We start from the raw sequence: 17,155 nt of genomic DNA, 5'->3' as shown, positions 1-17,155 counted from the left end.
CGCTGCAGGTTACACAATGCTGCCCGTAAGAGCAGTTGCAGTAGCTCTGGGTATCCTGAACAACAACGTTCTGTGGGATCAGGCTACAAAGACTGTAACAATCCTGTACGGTCAGAGAATCATCACAATGCAGGTTGGCGCTAAAGTTGTTTATGTAAACGGCTCCGCTATCCCCGCATCCGCTTCTCCCGAAGTTGTTGATGGTAGAACATTCCTGCCTATGAGAGATCTGGCTACAGCACTGGGCGTAACAGATATCACATGGGATGCAGCTACAAAGACAGCTACACTGAACGGCAACAAATAATTTGTTCCTTCAATGCGAACTGAATGAGTAGAAATTCCGAGAGGACTCCGAAAGGAGTCCTCTTTTTTTGTCACGAAATCGTAAGAAAGTTTTCATTAAATCTTCCTTAATATACTGGATTTTTTCTAATAATATGGTATAATTAGTTTTAGTTTAAAATCATTTTATACTGGAGGAATATTGATGAAAGCATTCTTATATAAAGCAAAAGGCGCATTGGCGCTGGCTTTGGCTATGAGCATCTGCAGCACGCAGGTTTTCGCGGCGGAAGCCCTTTCCGCTGAACAGCAGGGCGTACAGGCTGCCCCTGTGGTGGAACTGACAGAAGAAGAACTGGCGGCTCTGGCTCTGCCCCAGATGACAATGGAACAGGCTCTGGAACTGGCGATCAAACATAGCCCCGACCTGAAGGATATCGAAGATACTCTGGATTACCTGAAGGAAACAGACGAAGACCTTTATGATCGTGTTGGTTCCGTAAAGATCCCCACTTATGAATACAGAAAATGGGCATCCGACGGTATGCATGCGCTGGTTTCTTCTGTTTTCCAGCTGGAAAATGGCATGGAACAGGCAAAGCTGGGCGAAAAAATTCAGAAAATGGCTCTGGAAGTAACGATCAAATCTTATTTCACAAATATCAAAAATACTCAGGACAGCCTGGCGTTGGTGGAAAAAAATGCTGAGATCCAGCAGAGATTGTATGAACAGGGCTACACAAAATATCGCCTGGGTATGCTGAGCAAATATAACCTGGATCAGCTGCAGATCGCAGCGCAGAAGGCGCAGGATAACGTTGCTCTGCTGGAAGCTTCTCTGGAACAGACTTATGTGAAATTCAACAGCCTCATTGGGGAAAACTCTGATGCGCGCTTCGAATTTGTGTATGATGTAACTTTCGAACCCTACACAATGACACAGACCATCGATCAGTATATCAACAGCGCTCTGAAGGAAGACCTGACGATCCAGCTGCAGGAACTGGCGACAGATAAGGCAAAATTCACAAGCAACTATCGTTCCTATTCCGATACAGGCGCATCCTATGACAGCGATAAGCTGACCTACGATCAGCAGAAACGTGCTCTGAAAACAGCAAAAGAAAAGAAAGAAACATTGATCCGTAACACATATCTGCAGCTGCAGCAGTTGGAAACAACATATTCTTCCGCACAGGCAGACCTGACAAAGGCCCAGGCGGATTACCGTGTGGCGCAGGTGAATCTGCAGGCAGGCAACGTAACAAAGACTGTGGTAGAACAGGCTGAAATGGGCGTGATTTCCGCGCAGAATGCCCTGAACCAGATTGTTTATAACTACGATATGCTGGTTTATACATTTGAAAACCCCAGCCTGCTGGTAGATACAACAAGCAGCAGCCAGTCTAAATAAAATCAGAAATCAAAGAACTCCGAGAGATCGGGGTTCTTTTTTTGCATAAAATCCCCATCTCCTGCCAAACTAAGGAAAAAACATAGGCGGTGAATCTATGCGGTTAACAAAAGATCTGGAGCAAAATAGGGCTGCCATTGAAGAGGCCTTGCGGGATTGCGGAGATGTTGTCTGGCGTGAATTTCGCATTGGTGGCGGCGCAGGCAGGCTTTTGATGCTCTATACGGATAATATTGTGGATGGGGAGGCCATTCGGGAATCTATTCTGGAAACGATCATGCTGGATTACCAGAACCATAAAACGGAAGGCCTTTTGCAGACCCTGATGGAGGAAAGTATTGCCATTGGGGAAGTAAAGAAGATCACCACCCTGGATGAAGTCTGCGATGGAGTGCTCTGGGGGGATACAGTCCTGTTGATGGATGGAGACGATTTTGCTCTGCAGGCCACAACAAAGAAATTCCCCAATCGGGGCGTCAGCAAGGCGGAGACAGAGGTGGTAGTGCAAGGGCCAAAGGATGCTTTTATGGAAGTCATGGCTTTTAATATCGTGCTGACCCGCCGCCGTATCCGAGACCCTCGCTTGAAGCTGAAACGGAAAAAAGCGGGCAGCCGCAGCAAAACAGATATTGCACTGATGTATATGGATGACCTGGTTCGGCCTGAATTGTTGGCGAAGGTGGAGCAGCAGCTGGATAATATGGATCTGGATGCAGTTTTGGACAGCGGCTATGCGGAACAGCTTTTGGAAAAGCGACAGTTTTCTCCCTTTCCTCAGCTGCAGATGACAGAGCGGCCCGATAAAACGGCGGCGGCTCTTCTGGAGGGGCGAGTGGCGCTTCTGGTGGATAATACGCCTTATGCCATCCTGCTCCCCGCCACGTTGAATACCTTCTTTCAGGCGGCGGAGGATTACTATGACCGATGGGAAATTATGAGTTTTATTCGCCTGGTGCGGTTTGGGGCGGCTTTTCTGGCGGTTTGTCTGCCGGGGCTGTATATTGCTTTTTCTGTCTATCATCCCCAGCTGATGCCAACGGCGTTGGCTCTGAAGGTGGCTGCAACACGGGAAGCCATTCCCTTTTCTGTTATCGGAGAAGTCCTTATCATGGAGCTTGCCTTTGAGCTTTTGCGGGAAGCAGGCATTCGCCTGCCGTCTCCTGTCAGCTCGACCATTGGTATCGTCGGAGGTATCATCATTGGCTCCGCAGCCGTGGAAGCGGGCATCGTCAGCCCTGCGGTGGTCATCGTTGCGGCACTGACCGGCATCTGTTCCTTTGTCATCCCCAATGTATCTATCGTTTCGGGGCTGCGTATCATCAAATATCTGGTGATTCTGATGGCTTCAGTTTTCGGTATTTTCGGTGTCTGGGCGGCGCTGCTGCTGCTTCTGGCCCATCTTTCCAGCCTGACGTCCTACGGCATCCCCTATCTCTATCCCTTCTGCTCCTCCTCCGTCAATGACGATATGGATTGGGAGGACAGCATTTTTCGCCTGCCTTTGTCCGAAATGAAGCGCAGGCCTATCTTCACCCGACCCTCTGCGCGGGCGCGAAAGGAGGAGGAATGATGTTTGCGGAAAATCGGAAAATCTCTCTCAGACAGCTGCAGGCGTTGTTATTATTGGATTGTTTTGGTACAGCTGTCCTTTTTCTTCCGGCGGAGCTGGCGCAGATGAGCGGGCGGGCCTGCTGGGTGGCGGCTTTGCTGGGCGGGGCGGTGTTCGTGGCGGTTTCTCTGCTTTTGACATTCGTCGGGAAAAGAATGCCCCATGGTACCGTGGTAGAATGGTGTCGGCGGTGTTTTGGGGATTTTATTGGGAATATCGTTTTGATTGGCCTGGCGGTGAAGCTGGTTTTCGATGGTGCGCTGGAACTGCGCATTTTCAGTGAGATCGTCTGTCGCTCCATGCTTCCCTCTACGCCGGTGGCGGTGATCACGCTGGTGATATTGGCGGCTGCAGGCTCTCTGGCGGCGCAGGGGACGGAATGTCGCGGCAGATCGGCGGAAATATTATTCTTTATCGTTGCCATCCCTTTGGCCATCATACTGATCGCTGTAGCGATCTCTTCAAAATATAATCGTATCCTGCCTCTGGCAATGCCTTCTTTCGGGGAAGTAGGCAGCGGCATTGCCGCCATGAGTATCGTCTTTCAGGGGCTGGTGTTTCTCTATTTTATTTATCCTGACCTGAAACGTCCTGCCCATGCCCTCGGTGCTGTTTTGAAAAGTACCGCTTTGACGGCGCTTGTGGTAACACTCATGGTTTTTCTTTGCCTGGCAGTCTATGGGGAAGGTGTCCTTTCGGAAAAACTGCTGCCTTCTCTGCAGATGATGGAACGGGTCAGCTTCACAGGGGTTTTCCTCACCCGGCAGGATGTGCTGCTGCTTTGGTTTTGGATGGCATCGGCGGTTGTATTCCTTTCGGGAACGCTTTTTTTCAGTTCTCTTTTGGGCGTGCAGATGTGCCGACAGGCGGAAACAAAACGAAAAACATGGCTATGGATCTCTTTAGCAGTGATATTTGCTGCCGCCTTTCTGCCGGAAAATCTTTCTGCGGCATACTATCTGCGGTTGGAGCTTGCACCATGGATAAATCTGGTGTATTTGGTGATCTTGCCGCTCCTGCTGCTTATTTTTTCAGGAAAGGGAGGGAAAGGATGATGCGGAAAAAAAGATTGCTGCTGCTGGCGCTTTTGCCCCCCTTTTTTCTGACAGGCTGTTGGGATAAAAAAGACCCGGAAGATCGGGCATTCATCATCACTTTAGGGGTAGACAGCACTTTGACAGGCTGCAGCTTCACCTTTGCTCCTGCCAATATTGAGACTGGTGAAGAGGAGACCTATACGGCTGAAAGCGATACCCTTGCGGGGGCGGTAGCCCAGGTGGACACCAGAACTTCCAGAAAAACTGATTTGGGGCAGTTGAAAACAGTGATCCTGGGGAGAAATCTATTGGAAAACAGCGCCAAGCTGGATTCCCTCCTGCGCGAACTGGAGCGCAGCCAGACAGTTTCTGAAAAGGTCATGCTTCTTGCCACAGATGGTTCTGCGGCGGAATGTGTGGAAGCTGCCATGGCGGAGGATAGCAAAACAGGGCTCTTTCTCTGGGATTTTTATAAAAATACTGCCAGGGAAGTGGCGGTAACAAAGGGCATGGATCTGGATACCTACTTGACGGAACGGGAAGAGCAGGGCGGAAATGGCATCATCCCCCGTATCAGCGCAGTGGATGGAAAGCTGCAGCTGGGGGGCGGTATGGCGGTCACTCCAACAGCGGTTTATACCATGGATGAAGAAAAGGAACGGGGCTATCTTTTCCTTCTGGGAGAAGCGGAGGGGGCTCTCTTGGAGGGTGAGTATCAGGGAGAAACGCTCCCTGTGGAAATTGGCAAGACCCACGTGTTCTATGATTTTTCCGAAGTGGGAGATTCTATCCTTTGCACCATCACGCTGCCTGTAGAAGGCACCCTGCAAGGCGGGAGTGGGCATCTGCTTTCGAGGGAATCCCGAAAAGATCTGGAAAAGATTTTTGAAGCGATCATAAAAGGGGAGGTGGAGCATACCCTGAAAATAGCAATGGGTGCGGGGGAAGATCTTTTCGGCATCCTGCCCCGCCTGCAGCGGGCAATGCCCCATCTGGCGGAGGAATATGGCAGAGACACCCTTTGGGATGCGATGGTCTTTGAAATTTATCCGGAACTGGAATTGAAGGACATGGGGCGAAAACGCTGATGTTTAGAATTAGGAAAAAGTGGAAATCCTGTATCCGAATCCATCAAAAAAAGGGGAGAATGACATGGAATGGAACTGGAAACAGACGATCATAGATCTTTGGAAAAAAGAAAAATGGTATTGGCTGATGGCTGTGGCTCTTGGGGTGGTATTTGCTCTGATCTTTGCTGCCCATTGGACAAAGGGCTATTCAGATATGATACAAAAAGGCATCGGCGGCAAGGTGGTGCGGTTTCATGTGCTTGCAAACAGCGACAGCGAAGCCGATCAGGCGTTGAAGCTGGCGGTACGGGATAAAGTCCTGCAGGAATACAGCGATCTGCTGCAGGTTTGTGAATCCAAGGAGGAAACATTGGCGGCCCTGGAAAATGCCCAGGCAGAGATCTGCCAAACAGCGGCGGAAGAGGTGATTTCCCAGGGGTATGATTACCCTGTGCGGGTTTCCATCGTGCGGGAGGAATTTCCTTTTAAAAAATACGATGATCTGATCTTCCCTGCGGGGGTCTATGATGCCCTGCGCATCGAGATAGGAGCGGCAGAGGGGCAGAACTGGTGGTGTGTCCTCTATCCGCAGATGTGCTTTGTGGATGTGGCCTGGGGCTATTCCACGGAGGAAAGCCATGCCCGTCTGGAAAATACCCTGACGGAAGAAGAATTCCTGGTCGTTTCCGCTCTGGAGCAGGAAGAACTGACGCCGAAGATCAAATGGAAGATCGTAGAGCTATGGCAGGGATAAGCAAGTAAAAAGCCTCAAGTCTTATGACTTGAGGCTCATTTTTTATTTCATGACGAAGGCAAATTTGCCGATCAGCAGGAAAGCTACCAGTATATGCAGGATCGTTGTGATGGTATATACCAGAATGAAATCCAGCTGTTTGTTTTTATGGTGTTTGGATATCATGGCAATCAGACCACCCATACCGCCGCCCAGAACTGCCAGCAGATACAGGTTTTTTTCAGGGATACGCCAGCCGTCTTTGATGGCTCTTTTTTTATCAATGACCATCGTGATATACATAATGATATTGAGGATCAGATAATAACCGAAAATCACAGCCAGAGCAGTACCGTTGAAATACATTTCCATAGAAAAAACGTCCTTTCCTTAACGCATTACGTTTCTCCAGTCCAGATCGCCTCTGTCCAGAGCCAGCAGCAGCACTTCTGCCGTTGCCAGATTGGTTGCCAGGGGAATATTGTGCATGTCGCACAGGTGCAGAATGGAGTTTACTTCGGATTCATAAGCATGGGGCGTTACGGGATCTCTCAGGAAGATCATCAGATCAATGTCGTTATTGATGATCTGTGCGCCCATCTGCTGTTCCCCGCCCAGGTGTGCAGAAAGATACTTGTGTACAACCAGATTGGCTGCTTCTTCCACCAGACGTCCTGTGGTGCCTGTGGCAAAGAGCTCATGCTTGCACAAAATATGTCTGTATGCGATGCAAAGATTCTCCATCAATTTTTTCTTGTTATCATGTGCGATTAAACCGATATTCATAACAAACCTCCCTCAAATAGTGATTTTGTCTCTTTTTTTCTTATGTTCAACATTAGCCCGATGGCTACCATGTTTGTCCACATGGAACTGCCGCCGTAGCTGACAAAGGGTAATGACATACCTGTATTCGGCAGGATGCCTGTGGCTACGCCTGCGTTAACGAAAGTCTGAAACGCAAACATGCCGGCGATGCCTGCAGCCACCAACTGGCTGAAAGTATCCCTGGCCGATATTGCTATTAATATACACCGAAAAACGATAAAAAGCAAGACGGCGAGGACAAATATACACCCGAAAAAGCCAAATTCTTCCCCGATAACGGAAAAAATAAAGTCATTATGGGGTTCCGGCAGATAGCTCAGCTGGTTCAGTGTGCCTTCGAAAAGCCCTTTCCCTGTCAGCTGACCGGAACCGATGGCGGAAATGGATTTCTCTGTCTGATAATACAGGCTGGCGTCACGGCTGGGGTCCACAAAGGACAGGATACGATTGAACTGATGCTGGGCAAAGACCTTATCCGTGAACAGAGGATTTTCCCTGCTTACATCGAAAAGTATCAAAGCCACGATAGGAACGATAACGACCAATACATTTCGGATGATTTTCCAGTCCAGCCCTGCAATGAAAAGTTCGATGCAGAAGATAGCTACCAGAACCAGGCTGGCAGACAGGGCCGGCTGTTTCTGGATCAGCACCAGCGGGATACCCGTGAATACACAAAGATAAGCAATGGTCTGCAGGTCGTTTAATATCTTTTGCTTTAAGGTAATGACTCTTGCCAGGCAGAATATCATGATGACCTTGGCAAATTCAGAAGGCTGGATGGTCAGGGGGCCGATGGCGATCCATCTGGTCGCGCCCTTACTGTCTGTACCGATCAGCAAAACTGCTACCAGCAGCAGGATATTGGCGATATAAATGGGAATATGAAATTGTGCGAAATATTCATAATCTACATTGGCGGCAGCGATCATCAGGCCCACCCCGATGAGAAGGAATACCCCCTGTTTGATCACATTGGAAGGGCTTTCCCCCAGATTGATGCGGGTCGCGCTGGCGATACAGACCAGCCCGAAGAGGGCCAGCAGAAATACCGCACCGACGAGCCACCAGTCCAGATTCTGAATGTATTTTTTGATTTCCATAGAAATTCTCCTAGTGGTGTTTTTTCGAATTTTCTGTATCAGGCTTATGGAAGTAAGCCTGATACAGAAAACCCGAAAAGACCTTCAAAGTTTTGCATCCTGCGATTTTGAAGGTCTTTTTCATTGGTCTTTTGTTGAAGCAAGGAATCAGTCCTGATTCATCTTGCGCATGCTCTTAATGGGGATGTTTGCGTACAGTACAGGAACTGTGCCGCTGTTGTCTTCAGACTGTGTCTGGGTGATCTGGATATCCAGTTCTTCTGTGTCGATTTCCATGTAGTTGGAAATGACTTTGATGATATCTGTTTTCAGCATTTCCAGAACCTGAGAAGAGCAGTTTACTCTGTCGTGTACCAGAACCAGCTTCAGTCTGTCTTTTGCCACGCTGCCGGAAGGAGGGGCCTGTTTTTTACGGAAAAAGCTAAAGAAATCCATCGTTACACTTCCTTTCAGGGCGCTTATTTACGGAACAGCTTTTTCAGCTTGTCCATGAATGTTTCAGGTTCCTGTTCGAATGTCATAATGGGCACATCTTCGCCCAACAGACGCTGAACGATGTTTCTGTAAGCCTGGCCGGCTTTGGATTCCTGGCTTGTTACAGCAGGTTCGCCTTTGTTTGTAGCAATAACGATGCTTTCGTCATCGGGAACGACGCCCAGGATATCGATCGCCAGGATTTCTTCCACGTCTTCGATATTCATCATTTCACCACGCTGCACCAGGTCGATACGCAGTCTGTTCAGGATCAGTGTGGGGTTTCTCAGTTCGTTTGCTTCCAGCAGGCCGATGATACGGTCAGCGTCACGCACGGCACTTACTTCGGGTGTTGTGACAACGATGGCTCTGTCTGCGCCGGCAATGGCATTTTTGAAGCCCTGTTCGATACCTGCGGGGCAGTCCAGAATGATGAAGTCGAAGCCTTCTTCTTTCAGGTCGTCACACAGTTTCTGCATCTGTTCGGGAGAAACAGCATCTTTGTCTCTTGTCTGGGCTGCGGGCAGCAGGAACAGACCGTCATAGCGTTTGTCTTTGATCAGCGCCTGTTTCAGACGGCAATTGCCTTCTACTACGTCTACCAGATCATATACGATACGGTTTTCCAGACCCATAACAACGTCCAGATTTCTCAGGCCGATATCAGCGTCTACCAGTGCAACTTTTTTGCCTAATACTGCAAGACCACAGCCAAGGTTTGCGCTTGTTGTAGTTTTACCAACACCGCCCTTGCCGCTGGTGATTACGATTACTTCACTCATTGATGTTCCTCCTAATCTCAGAAGTTTATTTTACGTGTTTTCACAGTTTTTTCTATCTTCGATGTGTGCATCCAAGATACTTCGAGAAAATATCTGATTTCTATTACTATATTAACAAAAATATGCCCATTTTGCACTCCTTTTTTTTAGCAAAAGGGGAGAACTTTTTCCAAAAAGCGACAGCATTTTCCAGCCTTGGAAAAAGCCTTAGGAAAGGGCCATCACGAAGATCTGACCCTTCTGCACGAAGGCATATTCAGGGGGCTTGGGACCCTTTTTGTTTTCTTCGGGGAAGCGGGTGATGATATCCGCAATTCTCAGCTGCACGGGAGCCATGTAAATGGCTGTCACGAAGGCATCTGTCATGCCTTTGCAGCCTGCGTGGGCCATGCCCTTCAGCTGACCCAGAACGATGATGTTGCCGGCAGCCTTGATCTCAGCGCCGGGGTTTACGTCACCGACTACCACTACGCTGCCGTCGAATTCGATCTTCTGGCCGTTTCTCAGGGAGCCTTTGTGGAATTTTGTCAGGTTGTAAGGAGACATTTCCTTTTCCAACAGATCGCTCAGGCGTTTCAGCTCATTGTTTTCTGTTTTCACGAAGGTGATCTCCATGGTGGTATATTTTGCAATGATCTTCAGCAGGAGCTCTTCTTCCTCTTCTGTGAACACACGGCCTTTGAAGGCCAGGGATGTTTTCACATTATCGAAGAAGCGGCCTGCTTCTTCTACTTTTCTTTCCAGCTGTCTGCAAAGGATATCGAAGGACACTTCAGGGTCGAAAATAACGGTTACGCCGTCTTTTGTGCCTTTGAAGATTACATAGTTTTCATTGTACATATTTTTCCCCTCCTGTATTTACTGTGCCAGTACTGTCTGCATGGTCGTATTTGTGGGCGTATAATCCAGCCCCAGATATTCTCTGATGATCGCCTTGGCAACTTCCGGCGCGGGGGTGCCGCTGCCTTCGCCGAAGGGGATCATGACGGTGATGGCGATCTGCGGGTCATCATAGGGCGCGAAGCAGACGAACCAGGTATGGGAGCTGCGGTTCTTGTCTTCTTCGGCGGTACCTGTCTTTGCTGCCACTTTTACGGGCAGATCGTTGAACGCGGTACGCAATGTGCCTCTGGTACCATTGGTTACCAGATACATGCCTTCATAAACGGCCTGCAGGTTTTCTTCTTTGAATGTGATGACATTTTCTACCACTTCTTCCGCTTCGGAATGGAGACTGCCATCGGGATTTTGGATATGATCCACCATGTGCAGCTTATACAGCGTTCCGCCGTTTGCCAGGGTGGAGATATATTTTGTGATCTGTGCCGGTGTGTAGCTGTTGATGGACTGACCGATGGCAGTACGGATGGTATCGCCGTCTGTCCAGCGGGTCTGGCTGGTGGTCGCATCGGGGTTGAATGTCTTCACGGCTTTTTCCTTATTGGAAGGGGATGCCATGGTAGGGCCATATTCATCCAGTTCCAGGCCTGTATAGCTGTTCAGGCCAAAGGCTGCCATATATTCATTCAGTGTGGTGATGGACTGATTGCTGTTGCCGTTGTCCACATTGCCCATGCGGTATGCCAGTTCATAGAAGAAGTAGTTACAGGATACTTCCAGGGCATGGGTCACGTTTACAGGGCCATGGGTGCCGCCGGTGTTGGAATAGATCCAGCAGCGGGCGTAGGGCACGCCGGTGTCCTTGAAGATACCTTTATCAGTGATGAAGGTTTCCGGTGTGATGGTGCCTGTTTCCAGACCTGCCAGGGCAGTGATCATCTTGAAGGTGGAGCCGGAGGCCTTCTTCTGTTTCAAGGGACGATTTACCAGAGGCGTGTTGCCGTCCTCCAGCAGATCGTTGTAATAGCTATTGTTGAAGGTATTGACCAGTTCGTTGTTATCGTAGGAAGGATATGTCACGCTGGCGAGAACTTCGCCGGTGCCTACCTGAGTCACGAAAACAGAACCGGTACAGGGGTCAAGGCCTGTGTCTGCGGGGGACATTTCGCCGCTGCTCAGTTTTTTGATGATGAGGTTCGTAGGGGATGCGCCGTTTTCAATATCGGCTTTTTCTGCATCGGTCACGGGCAGGTGTTCCTGCTCGATCATCATCAAAATCAGCTCTTTGGTGCTGATGGTGCCTTTTTCCAGCCCTTCGATGAGGAATTCTTTTGCCACCGTTACGGCGTCATCCTGATCGGGCTTGAAGGCGGGAATGGCCTGCTTCAGCTTGTTGTAAACTTCTTTCTGTACGCCATCCTCCGCCTGCAGCATTTTCTGGGCGGAAATATGGTTCACGTTGATCATGGAAGTGAACAGCTCGTTGGTGGAAACGGCATTTTTGCCGCCGCCGGTCAGCTTCGTCAGCACGGCTTTGCGCAGCTCGCTTTCCAGGGTATCGTAGGCCACTTTCTGCAGTTCGCTGTCCAGGGTCAGGAAGAGATCCTTCCCGGCAACAGGCTCTGTGGAATCCAGGACGCTCATACGGCGGCCCTGGTTGTCTACTTCGATCTGGACTTTACCGTCCACGCCGTTCAATTCTTTTTCATAAAGCTTTTCCATGCCGTCCTGCCCAACAACGTCGGTCTGGCTGTAAAGGGGATTGCCCTCTGCATCCACTTCATCCTTGTACAGGGCATAGTCGCTTTCCGTCATCTGGCGGATATAGCCAATAATATGTGCAAAATACTCACCCTGAGGGTATTCTCTGAGGGATACCGTGTCGATGATGACATTGGGGAAAGTATCCTGATTTTCTTCTACATAAGCCAGGGTCTTGTCGCTGACATCTGTAGCGATGGTGACAGACTGGAACTGCTGATAGCGTTTCAGATACAGGGAATAGCGGATACCCAGGGTATCGCGCACCAGGTCATTTGGCAGACCTTCCGGCAGGCCAAAGAAATCTCTCAGATAATCCAAAGTCTGCAGAGAACCGTATTTCAGCTGTTCCTCTTCCATCAGCATGCTTTCTTTCCAGCTTTTTTCACGGTTTGCGTTGCCATTGAACTGGAAGGAATAGGGTGCTTCTGTATCCAGAGGCAGTTCGTCCGTGATGGTCTCGCCGTATTCATCCAGCTTCAGGGCCAGAGTCAATGCCATCAGGTTGCGGTCGTCGCTCATAGCCAGAGAAAGGTAAATGCGTTTCTGCTGGTCGTTATAGCTTTCGGGCACGTCATATTCCTCGTACAGATAAGCCAGACATTCTTCTGCTGTCAGCTTGTACTGTTTTTTCTCCAGACCAATAGAGGCTTTCCAGCGGTTTTCCAGTTTTTCGATTTCCTCTTCTGTGCCTTCGTAAGTAAATTTGTAAGGAGAAGAAAGGGTGATGGGCAGGGAATTGACCTGCTTGTGGCCATTTTCCCAAAGCCAGTCCATCAGAGCCATGGAAAGGGTCTGACGTTCCTCATCAGAAAGTTCCAGCGTCACGCTGCCGTCCACCTGTACGGAATAGGCCACGGTGTTGATGGCAAGAGGTCTGCCGTAGCGGTCGTAAATGCCGCCTCGGGAAGCGGGAACGGGCAGTTCCTTGGAAACGCTGGCGGTGATGGATGCTTCGTATTCCTCCCCGTGGATGATCTGCAGGCTGAACAGACGGAGCACGATGATGGCGAAGAGTACGATGATCCCGCAAAGCATTACAAATATTCGGTTTTTACATAAATCTAAAAAATGATCAATATATCGTCTCATCGGTTCCTCCTAAGGGAAACAGATTTTTTTGGGTGCCTTAAAAAAGGCGGTATTTATATTTTTCTTTCAGTTCCAGCCATTCATTGATACCAAACAGCAGTCGATACAGGGGAACTGTCACGATAGCCACATAGACCAGTTCAGGCAGCAATACGCTGAAAAGGAAATAGAGGATATTGCCTTCCCCGCGGAATACAAACCCAGTCACATACAATACTGCCTGATATATCACTGTAGAAATCGTACAGAAGATGATGGGCAGGATGTAGTTTTCACGGTAAAAGCTGCGCTGGCTGCGGCCGAACAACAGGCCAAAAGCCAGATACAGCACGGTATAAAAGCCGATGTAGGTGTTGAAAAACACATCCATCAGAAACCCTGCGCCAATGCCCACCAGTGCGCCTTCCTTGCTGCCGCGCAGCAGCGCATAGGATGTAACAATTAGGAGGGACGTATTGGGAAATACGCCCTGAATGGCAAACAGGGGAAAGATGGTAGTCTGCAAAATAAAATTAACAAATACGATCAGTGCTGTGATGATGATCCTCATTCAGCCACCTCCGTACCTGTGGTGTTTTCTTCCGTCATATCTGTATCTTCTGTCTCGTTGCCTGCTTCTGCTGTATCAGCGGCAGGTGTAATTGTTTTCGCAGCGGGTGCGCTGCTCTTATCGATGACCAGGATGGTATCCAGATGCTTCAGATCCACGTAAGGCTCAATGACAGCATATTTTGTCAGGCCGTTGGTGTCTGTTTCGATTTCCAGAACTTTACCGATAGCCAGACCTTCGGGATAGATGTCGGACAGATGGGAAGTAACGATTTCGTCGCCCACCATGATTTCCGCATTGCCATCGATGTATTCCATCTTGCAAAGGCCGTCATTGGAAAGGCTGTAATCGCCCTTAACAACGCCCAGATCGCCTGTACGCACGCTCATGGCGGGCACAGAGGAACGGCTGTCCAAAATGGACTGGGCCTTGGAGAAGGTAGCGCCGCTTTCCAGCACCTTGCCGACTAAGCCTTCGGGGGCGATCAGCACCATATTTGCGCTGATGTCGGAAGAAGTACCTTTGTCGATGGTGAAGCCGTCATACCATACCCCGGGGTCTTTGGCGATGATCTTTGCGCCGACGCTTTCATAATCGGGGTATCTCTGGGCGATTTTCAGCAGAGAGGAAAGCTGTGCATTTTCTTCCTCATACATCGCCAGTCGTCTGTTTTCTTCCATCAGTTCAGCGATCTGATTTTTCAATTTTTCGTTTTCTTCTTTTAAATCTGTTTTATTGCGGGCGGATGTAACGGTTTCGTCGATCCAGCTGCTGATCCCCGTGGTCAGATCCTGAAACGGGGTAACAACGACACCGATGGCGCTTTCCAGCAGAGTGGCGTTCAGCTTCACACCGCTGGCCGCAACTGTGATCACGACCAGAAGGGCAATGCCCGCACTGATGATATGCTTTTTATGTTTTAAGAAAAACTCCTGCAAAGTGAAATGCTCCTTTCGGTGTTTTTATCCTTAGAAAAGTGCTTTTCTGGGGGAGATCAGCACAGATTTCAATTTGTCGATCTGTTCCAGAACCATGCCTGTGCCAAGAGCAACACAGTTCAGAGGTTCGTTGGCGATGTTTACGGGCATGCCTGTTTCTGCAGTGATCAGGTGATTCAGACCACGAAGGAGGGCGCCGCCGCCTGTCAGTGTGATGCCATATTCCATAATATCCGCTGCCAGTTCAGGGGGAGTTGCTTCCAGTGTCTGCTTAATACTGTTGATGATGGAGCCAACAGGTTCGCTGAGGGCTTCGCGGATATGGATGGAGTTTACTTCGATGGTCTTGGGCAGGCCGCTTACCAGATCGCGTCCGCGAATTTCCATGCGTTCTTCTCTTTCCAGGGGATATGCAGAGCCGATGGTGATCTTGATTTCTTCTGCTGTACGGTCGCCGATGGCAAGGCTGAATTCTTTTCTGATATAAGTTACGATGGCGTTATCCAGAGCATCACCGGCTACGCGCAGGGATGTGCTGGTTACGATACCGCCCAGAGAAATGATAGCAACTTCTGTGGTACCGCCGCCGATATCTACGACCATGCTGCCGGTAGGATCAGCCACGGGCAGACCCGCACCAATGGCTGCTGCCATGGGTTCTTCGATCAGGTAGGTGTCTTTTTCCTTGGAACCTGCTGCGATGGCAGCTTCCAGAACTGCACGTTTTTCTACTTCTGTTACGCCGGAAGGAACGCAGATGACGATGCGGGGTTTAGGCCCGAACAGGGAACGTACATAGGCTTTGTTGATGAAATAGCGCAGCATTGCCTGTGTCACGTCGAAGTCTGCGATTACGCCATCCTTCATGGGGCGGATAGCAACGATATTGCCGGGTGTACGGCCGATCATGTCCTTCGCTTCGTTGCCCACAGCCAGCACTTCTCTTGTCTGTGTGTTGATGGCAACAACAGAAGGTTCGTTTACGATAATTCCTTTTTCTCTCATATAGACCAAGGTATTCGCTGTACCCAGGTCGATTCCCATATCTTTGACATTGAACATCATGTGTTTTTACCCCTTTCATTATTGGAAAACGCTGCCGCAAAAGTGCTGCAGCCGTTGATTCTCTTGAATTTTGCCTTACATTTAATCATACCGCTTTTTTGCTTTCTTTTCAAGAAAAGCACTGTATTTTTCGGAAAAAATGCATGGATTCTGGTGACGAAAATAACAGAAAAAAAGGGCGCTTGATTGTGCCCTTTTTTATCACATTTTTCTATAAATAAAAAATGCCAGAATGATGCCGATGATGCCTGCGATGGTGAAGCGGATGGTCAGACCAAACTGTAATGTCAATACTCCTAAGTCCAGAACAAGAGGGGAGGAAAGACCAAAGCTGCTGCCGTAAGCCAACCAGCTCAGGGCAGAAATGCCACCCAGCATATTTGCGATGAAGCCACCCAGTACAACGCCTGCCAGCATCAGCAGAACCAGTACCCATATATTTTGTGAGGAACGTCCTCTCATATGTAACTCCTCCTTAGAAACAAATGAATATTTTAGCTGATTTAGTATACCATAATTTCTAACAAGGGTAAAGCGAACACAAATAAAAAAGCTCTCCGATTTCTCGGAGAGCTTTTGGTTAGCTATGATTATTCAGCTATTCAGAATTATCATTCTGCTCTTTGCCGCGAAGCGGTAAGTCTGAATTATTCAGCCTTAGGAGCTTCTTCTGCTTTAGGAGCTTCCTGTGCAGGAGCCGCTGCAGGAGCGGGTGCTGCCTGAGCTGCAGGTGCAGCTGCGGGAGCGGGCTGAGGAGGTCTCTTACCTGTCAGAACGCCCTTAGGACATTTGTTAGCACAGATACCACATGCTTTACATTTTGTATAATCGATAACAGCCAGGTTGTCGATTACGTGGATTGCATCGAAAGGACAGTTCTTTTCACAGATCTTACATGCGATACAACCAACGGAGCAGTTGGGGATTACGTTCTTACCCATATCTTTGGAAGAACACTGTACTTTAACTTTCTTTTTCGCGGGCAGCAGTTCGATGATATGTTTAGGACATGTGGATACACATTTACCACAAGCTACACATTTATCTTTATCGATTACAGCTACGCCGTCAACGATTTCGATGGCACCGAAAGCACATGCTTTCTTACAGCTGCCCAGACCCAGACAACCATAGGAGCAAGATTTTGCACCCTGGCCAGCCAGCTGAACTGCGAAATTACAGTCATCGATACCGAAGTAATCATATTTATTTTTTGCTTTATCGCAAGTACCGCCACATTTAACGAAAGCAGCAACGGGTTCAGATTCGGATGCTTCAACACCCATGATCGCACCAACTTTAGCAGCAACGGCAGCGCCACCAACGGGACAAGCGTTTACAGGAGCTGTGCCAGCAACGATAGCGGATGCACAACCACCACAACCGGGGAAACCACAGCCACCACAGTTAGCGCCGGGCAGACATTCCAAAATCTGACCGATACGAGGGTCTTCGTCTACTTTGAAAACTTCACTCGCAACACCCAGACAAGCGCCGAAAACAACGCCCATACCACCAACGCTCAGGACGGGGAATAAAATACTCATTGGATCCATATTCTTTTACCCTCCTTC

At 49.1% G+C, this 17,155-nt stretch carries 18 protein-coding genes; 6 read left to right on the top strand and 12 right to left on the bottom strand.

Annotated features, from left to right (window positions below; genetic code table 11):
- The 6 genes from IJ369_RS06990 to spoIIR form a co-directional block, all read left to right on the top strand.
- The coding region (locus IJ369_RS06990) for a copper amine oxidase N-terminal domain-containing protein (protein WP_290717573.1) at positions 1-307 on the top strand (307 nt) is incomplete at its 5' end.
- A gap of 183 nt (positions 308-490) precedes the next feature.
- Positions 491-1,699 carry a TolC family protein gene (locus IJ369_RS06985; protein WP_290717571.1) on the top strand — a complete coding sequence of 403 codons (1,209 nt, stop codon included), beginning with the start codon at positions 491-493 and terminating at the stop codon, positions 1,697-1,699.
- A gap of 97 nt (positions 1,700-1,796) precedes the next feature.
- On the top strand, positions 1,797-3,269 hold the full coding sequence (locus IJ369_RS06980) for a spore germination protein (RefSeq protein ID WP_290717569.1): 1,473 nt from the start codon (positions 1,797-1,799) through the stop codon (positions 3,267-3,269).
- On the top strand, positions 3,269-4,363 hold the full coding sequence (locus IJ369_RS06975; protein WP_290717567.1) for a GerAB/ArcD/ProY family transporter: 1,095 nt from the start codon (positions 3,269-3,271) through the stop codon (positions 4,361-4,363). The genes IJ369_RS06980 and IJ369_RS06975 overlap by 1 nt, the downstream gene beginning before the upstream one ends.
- On the top strand, positions 4,360-5,433 hold the full coding sequence (locus tag IJ369_RS06970) for a Ger(x)C family spore germination protein (protein WP_290717565.1): 1,074 nt from the start codon (positions 4,360-4,362) through the stop codon (positions 5,431-5,433). The genes IJ369_RS06975 and IJ369_RS06970 overlap by 4 nt, the downstream gene beginning before the upstream one ends.
- A gap of 64 nt (positions 5,434-5,497) precedes the next feature.
- Positions 5,498-6,169 carry a stage II sporulation protein R gene (spoIIR, locus tag IJ369_RS06965; RefSeq protein WP_290717563.1) on the top strand — a complete coding sequence of 224 codons (672 nt, stop codon included), beginning with the start codon at positions 5,498-5,500 and terminating at the stop codon, positions 6,167-6,169.
- A 42-nt stretch (positions 6,170-6,211) separates the two neighbouring features.
- On the opposite strand, the gene IJ369_RS06960 is transcribed toward spoIIR, so the two are convergent.
- The 12 genes from IJ369_RS06960 to IJ369_RS06905 form a co-directional block, all read right to left on the bottom strand.
- A complete protein-coding gene (locus IJ369_RS06960) occupies positions 6,212-6,520 on the bottom strand; it encodes a DUF1294 domain-containing protein (protein WP_290717561.1) in 309 nt (102 codons plus the stop codon).
- 18 nt (positions 6,521-6,538) lie between these two features.
- Complete coding sequence (locus IJ369_RS06955; protein WP_290717559.1) at positions 6,539-6,934, bottom strand: methylglyoxal synthase; 396 nt, start codon at positions 6,932-6,934, stop codon at positions 6,539-6,541.
- Positions 6,931-8,079, bottom strand: coding sequence for a rod shape-determining protein RodA (gene rodA, locus IJ369_RS06950; RefSeq protein ID WP_290717557.1), 1,149 nt, complete (start codon positions 8,077-8,079; stop codon positions 6,931-6,933). The genes IJ369_RS06955 and rodA overlap by 4 nt, the downstream gene beginning before the upstream one ends.
- A gap of 147 nt (positions 8,080-8,226) precedes the next feature.
- Positions 8,227-8,514: a cell division topological specificity factor MinE gene (gene minE, locus IJ369_RS06945; protein ID WP_290717555.1), complete on the bottom strand. Its 288-nt coding sequence runs from the start codon at positions 8,512-8,514 to the stop codon at positions 8,227-8,229.
- Between the two features lie 23 nt (positions 8,515-8,537).
- Entirely contained in the window at positions 8,538-9,335 is a 798-nt protein-coding gene (minD, locus tag IJ369_RS06940) for a septum site-determining protein MinD (protein ID WP_290717553.1), read from the bottom strand.
- Between the two features lie 207 nt (positions 9,336-9,542).
- The gene (locus tag IJ369_RS06935) at positions 9,543-10,175 is read right to left on the bottom strand and encodes a septum site-determining protein MinC (protein ID WP_290717551.1); all 633 of its coding nucleotides are present in this window, start codon (positions 10,173-10,175) and stop codon (positions 9,543-9,545) included.
- An 18-nt stretch (positions 10,176-10,193) separates the two neighbouring features.
- The gene (locus IJ369_RS06930) at positions 10,194-13,028 is read right to left on the bottom strand and encodes a penicillin-binding transpeptidase domain-containing protein (RefSeq protein ID WP_290717550.1); all 2,835 of its coding nucleotides are present in this window, start codon (positions 13,026-13,028) and stop codon (positions 10,194-10,196) included.
- 37 nt (positions 13,029-13,065) lie between these two features.
- Entirely contained in the window at positions 13,066-13,578 is a 513-nt protein-coding gene (mreD, locus tag IJ369_RS06925; RefSeq protein ID WP_290717548.1) for a rod shape-determining protein MreD, read from the bottom strand.
- Positions 13,575-14,516 (bottom strand): rod shape-determining protein MreC, encoded by a 942-nt coding sequence (gene mreC / locus IJ369_RS06920; RefSeq protein WP_290717546.1) that lies wholly within the window; start codon positions 14,514-14,516, stop codon positions 13,575-13,577. Before mreC ends, mreD begins: the two co-directional genes overlap by 4 nt.
- Positions 14,517-14,546: 30 nt before the next feature.
- Entirely contained in the window at positions 14,547-15,581 is a 1,035-nt protein-coding gene (locus IJ369_RS06915) for a rod shape-determining protein (protein ID WP_290717544.1), read from the bottom strand.
- Between the two features lie 201 nt (positions 15,582-15,782).
- Complete coding sequence (locus IJ369_RS06910; RefSeq protein ID WP_290717542.1) at positions 15,783-16,043, bottom strand: DUF4321 domain-containing protein; 261 nt, start codon at positions 16,041-16,043, stop codon at positions 15,783-15,785.
- Between the two features lie 185 nt (positions 16,044-16,228).
- The gene (locus IJ369_RS06905) at positions 16,229-17,137 is read right to left on the bottom strand and encodes an RnfABCDGE type electron transport complex subunit B (protein WP_290717540.1); all 909 of its coding nucleotides are present in this window, start codon (positions 17,135-17,137) and stop codon (positions 16,229-16,231) included.
- Positions 17,138-17,155 lie beyond the last annotated feature (18 nt).

Origin of the sequence: Anaerotignum sp. (genome assembly GCF_017483025.1) — a bacterium.
GTDB lineage: Bacteria > Bacillota > Clostridia > Lachnospirales > Anaerotignaceae > Anaerotignum_A.
This window is presented reverse-complemented; position numbering and strand designations above follow the sequence as displayed.

Bases quoted from the DNA above. Each gene is read 5' to 3' on its own strand.
- IJ369_RS06985 (WP_290717571.1), top strand. From the start codon at position 491: ATGAAAGCATTCTTATATAAAGCAAAAGGCGCATTGGCGCTGGCTTTG.
- IJ369_RS06980 (WP_290717569.1), top strand. From the start codon at position 1,797: ATGCGGTTAACAAAAGATCTGGAGCAAAATAGGGCTGCCATTGAAGAG.
- IJ369_RS06975 (WP_290717567.1), top strand. From the start codon at position 3,269: ATGTTTGCGGAAAATCGGAAAATCTCTCTCAGACAGCTGCAGGCGTTG.
- IJ369_RS06970 (WP_290717565.1), top strand. From the start codon at position 4,360: ATGATGCGGAAAAAAAGATTGCTGCTGCTGGCGCTTTTGCCCCCCTTT.
- spoIIR (WP_290717563.1), top strand. From the start codon at position 5,498: ATGGAATGGAACTGGAAACAGACGATCATAGATCTTTGGAAAAAAGAA.
- IJ369_RS06960 (WP_290717561.1), bottom strand. From the start codon at position 6,520: ATGGAAATGTATTTCAACGGTACTGCTCTGGCTGTGATTTTCGGTTAT.
- IJ369_RS06955 (WP_290717559.1), bottom strand. From the start codon at position 6,934: ATGAATATCGGTTTAATCGCACATGATAACAAGAAAAAATTGATGGAG.
- rodA (WP_290717557.1), bottom strand. From the start codon at position 8,079: ATGGAAATCAAAAAATACATTCAGAATCTGGACTGGTGGCTCGTCGGT.
- minE (WP_290717555.1), bottom strand. From the start codon at position 8,514: ATGGATTTCTTTAGCTTTTTCCGTAAAAAACAGGCCCCTCCTTCCGGC.
- minD (WP_290717553.1), bottom strand. From the start codon at position 9,335: ATGAGTGAAGTAATCGTAATCACCAGCGGCAAGGGCGGTGTTGGTAAA.
- IJ369_RS06935 (WP_290717551.1), bottom strand. From the start codon at position 10,175: ATGTACAATGAAAACTATGTAATCTTCAAAGGCACAAAAGACGGCGTA.
- IJ369_RS06930 (WP_290717550.1), bottom strand. From the start codon at position 13,028: ATGAGACGATATATTGATCATTTTTTAGATTTATGTAAAAACCGAATA.
- mreD (WP_290717548.1), bottom strand. From the start codon at position 13,578: ATGAGGATCATCATCACAGCACTGATCGTATTTGTTAATTTTATTTTG.
- IJ369_RS06915 (WP_290717544.1), bottom strand. From the start codon at position 15,581: ATGATGTTCAATGTCAAAGATATGGGAATCGACCTGGGTACAGCGAAT.
- IJ369_RS06910 (WP_290717542.1), bottom strand. From the start codon at position 16,043: ATGAGAGGACGTTCCTCACAAAATATATGGGTACTGGTTCTGCTGATG.
- IJ369_RS06905 (WP_290717540.1), bottom strand. From the start codon at position 17,137: ATGGATCCAATGAGTATTTTATTCCCCGTCCTGAGCGTTGGTGGTATG.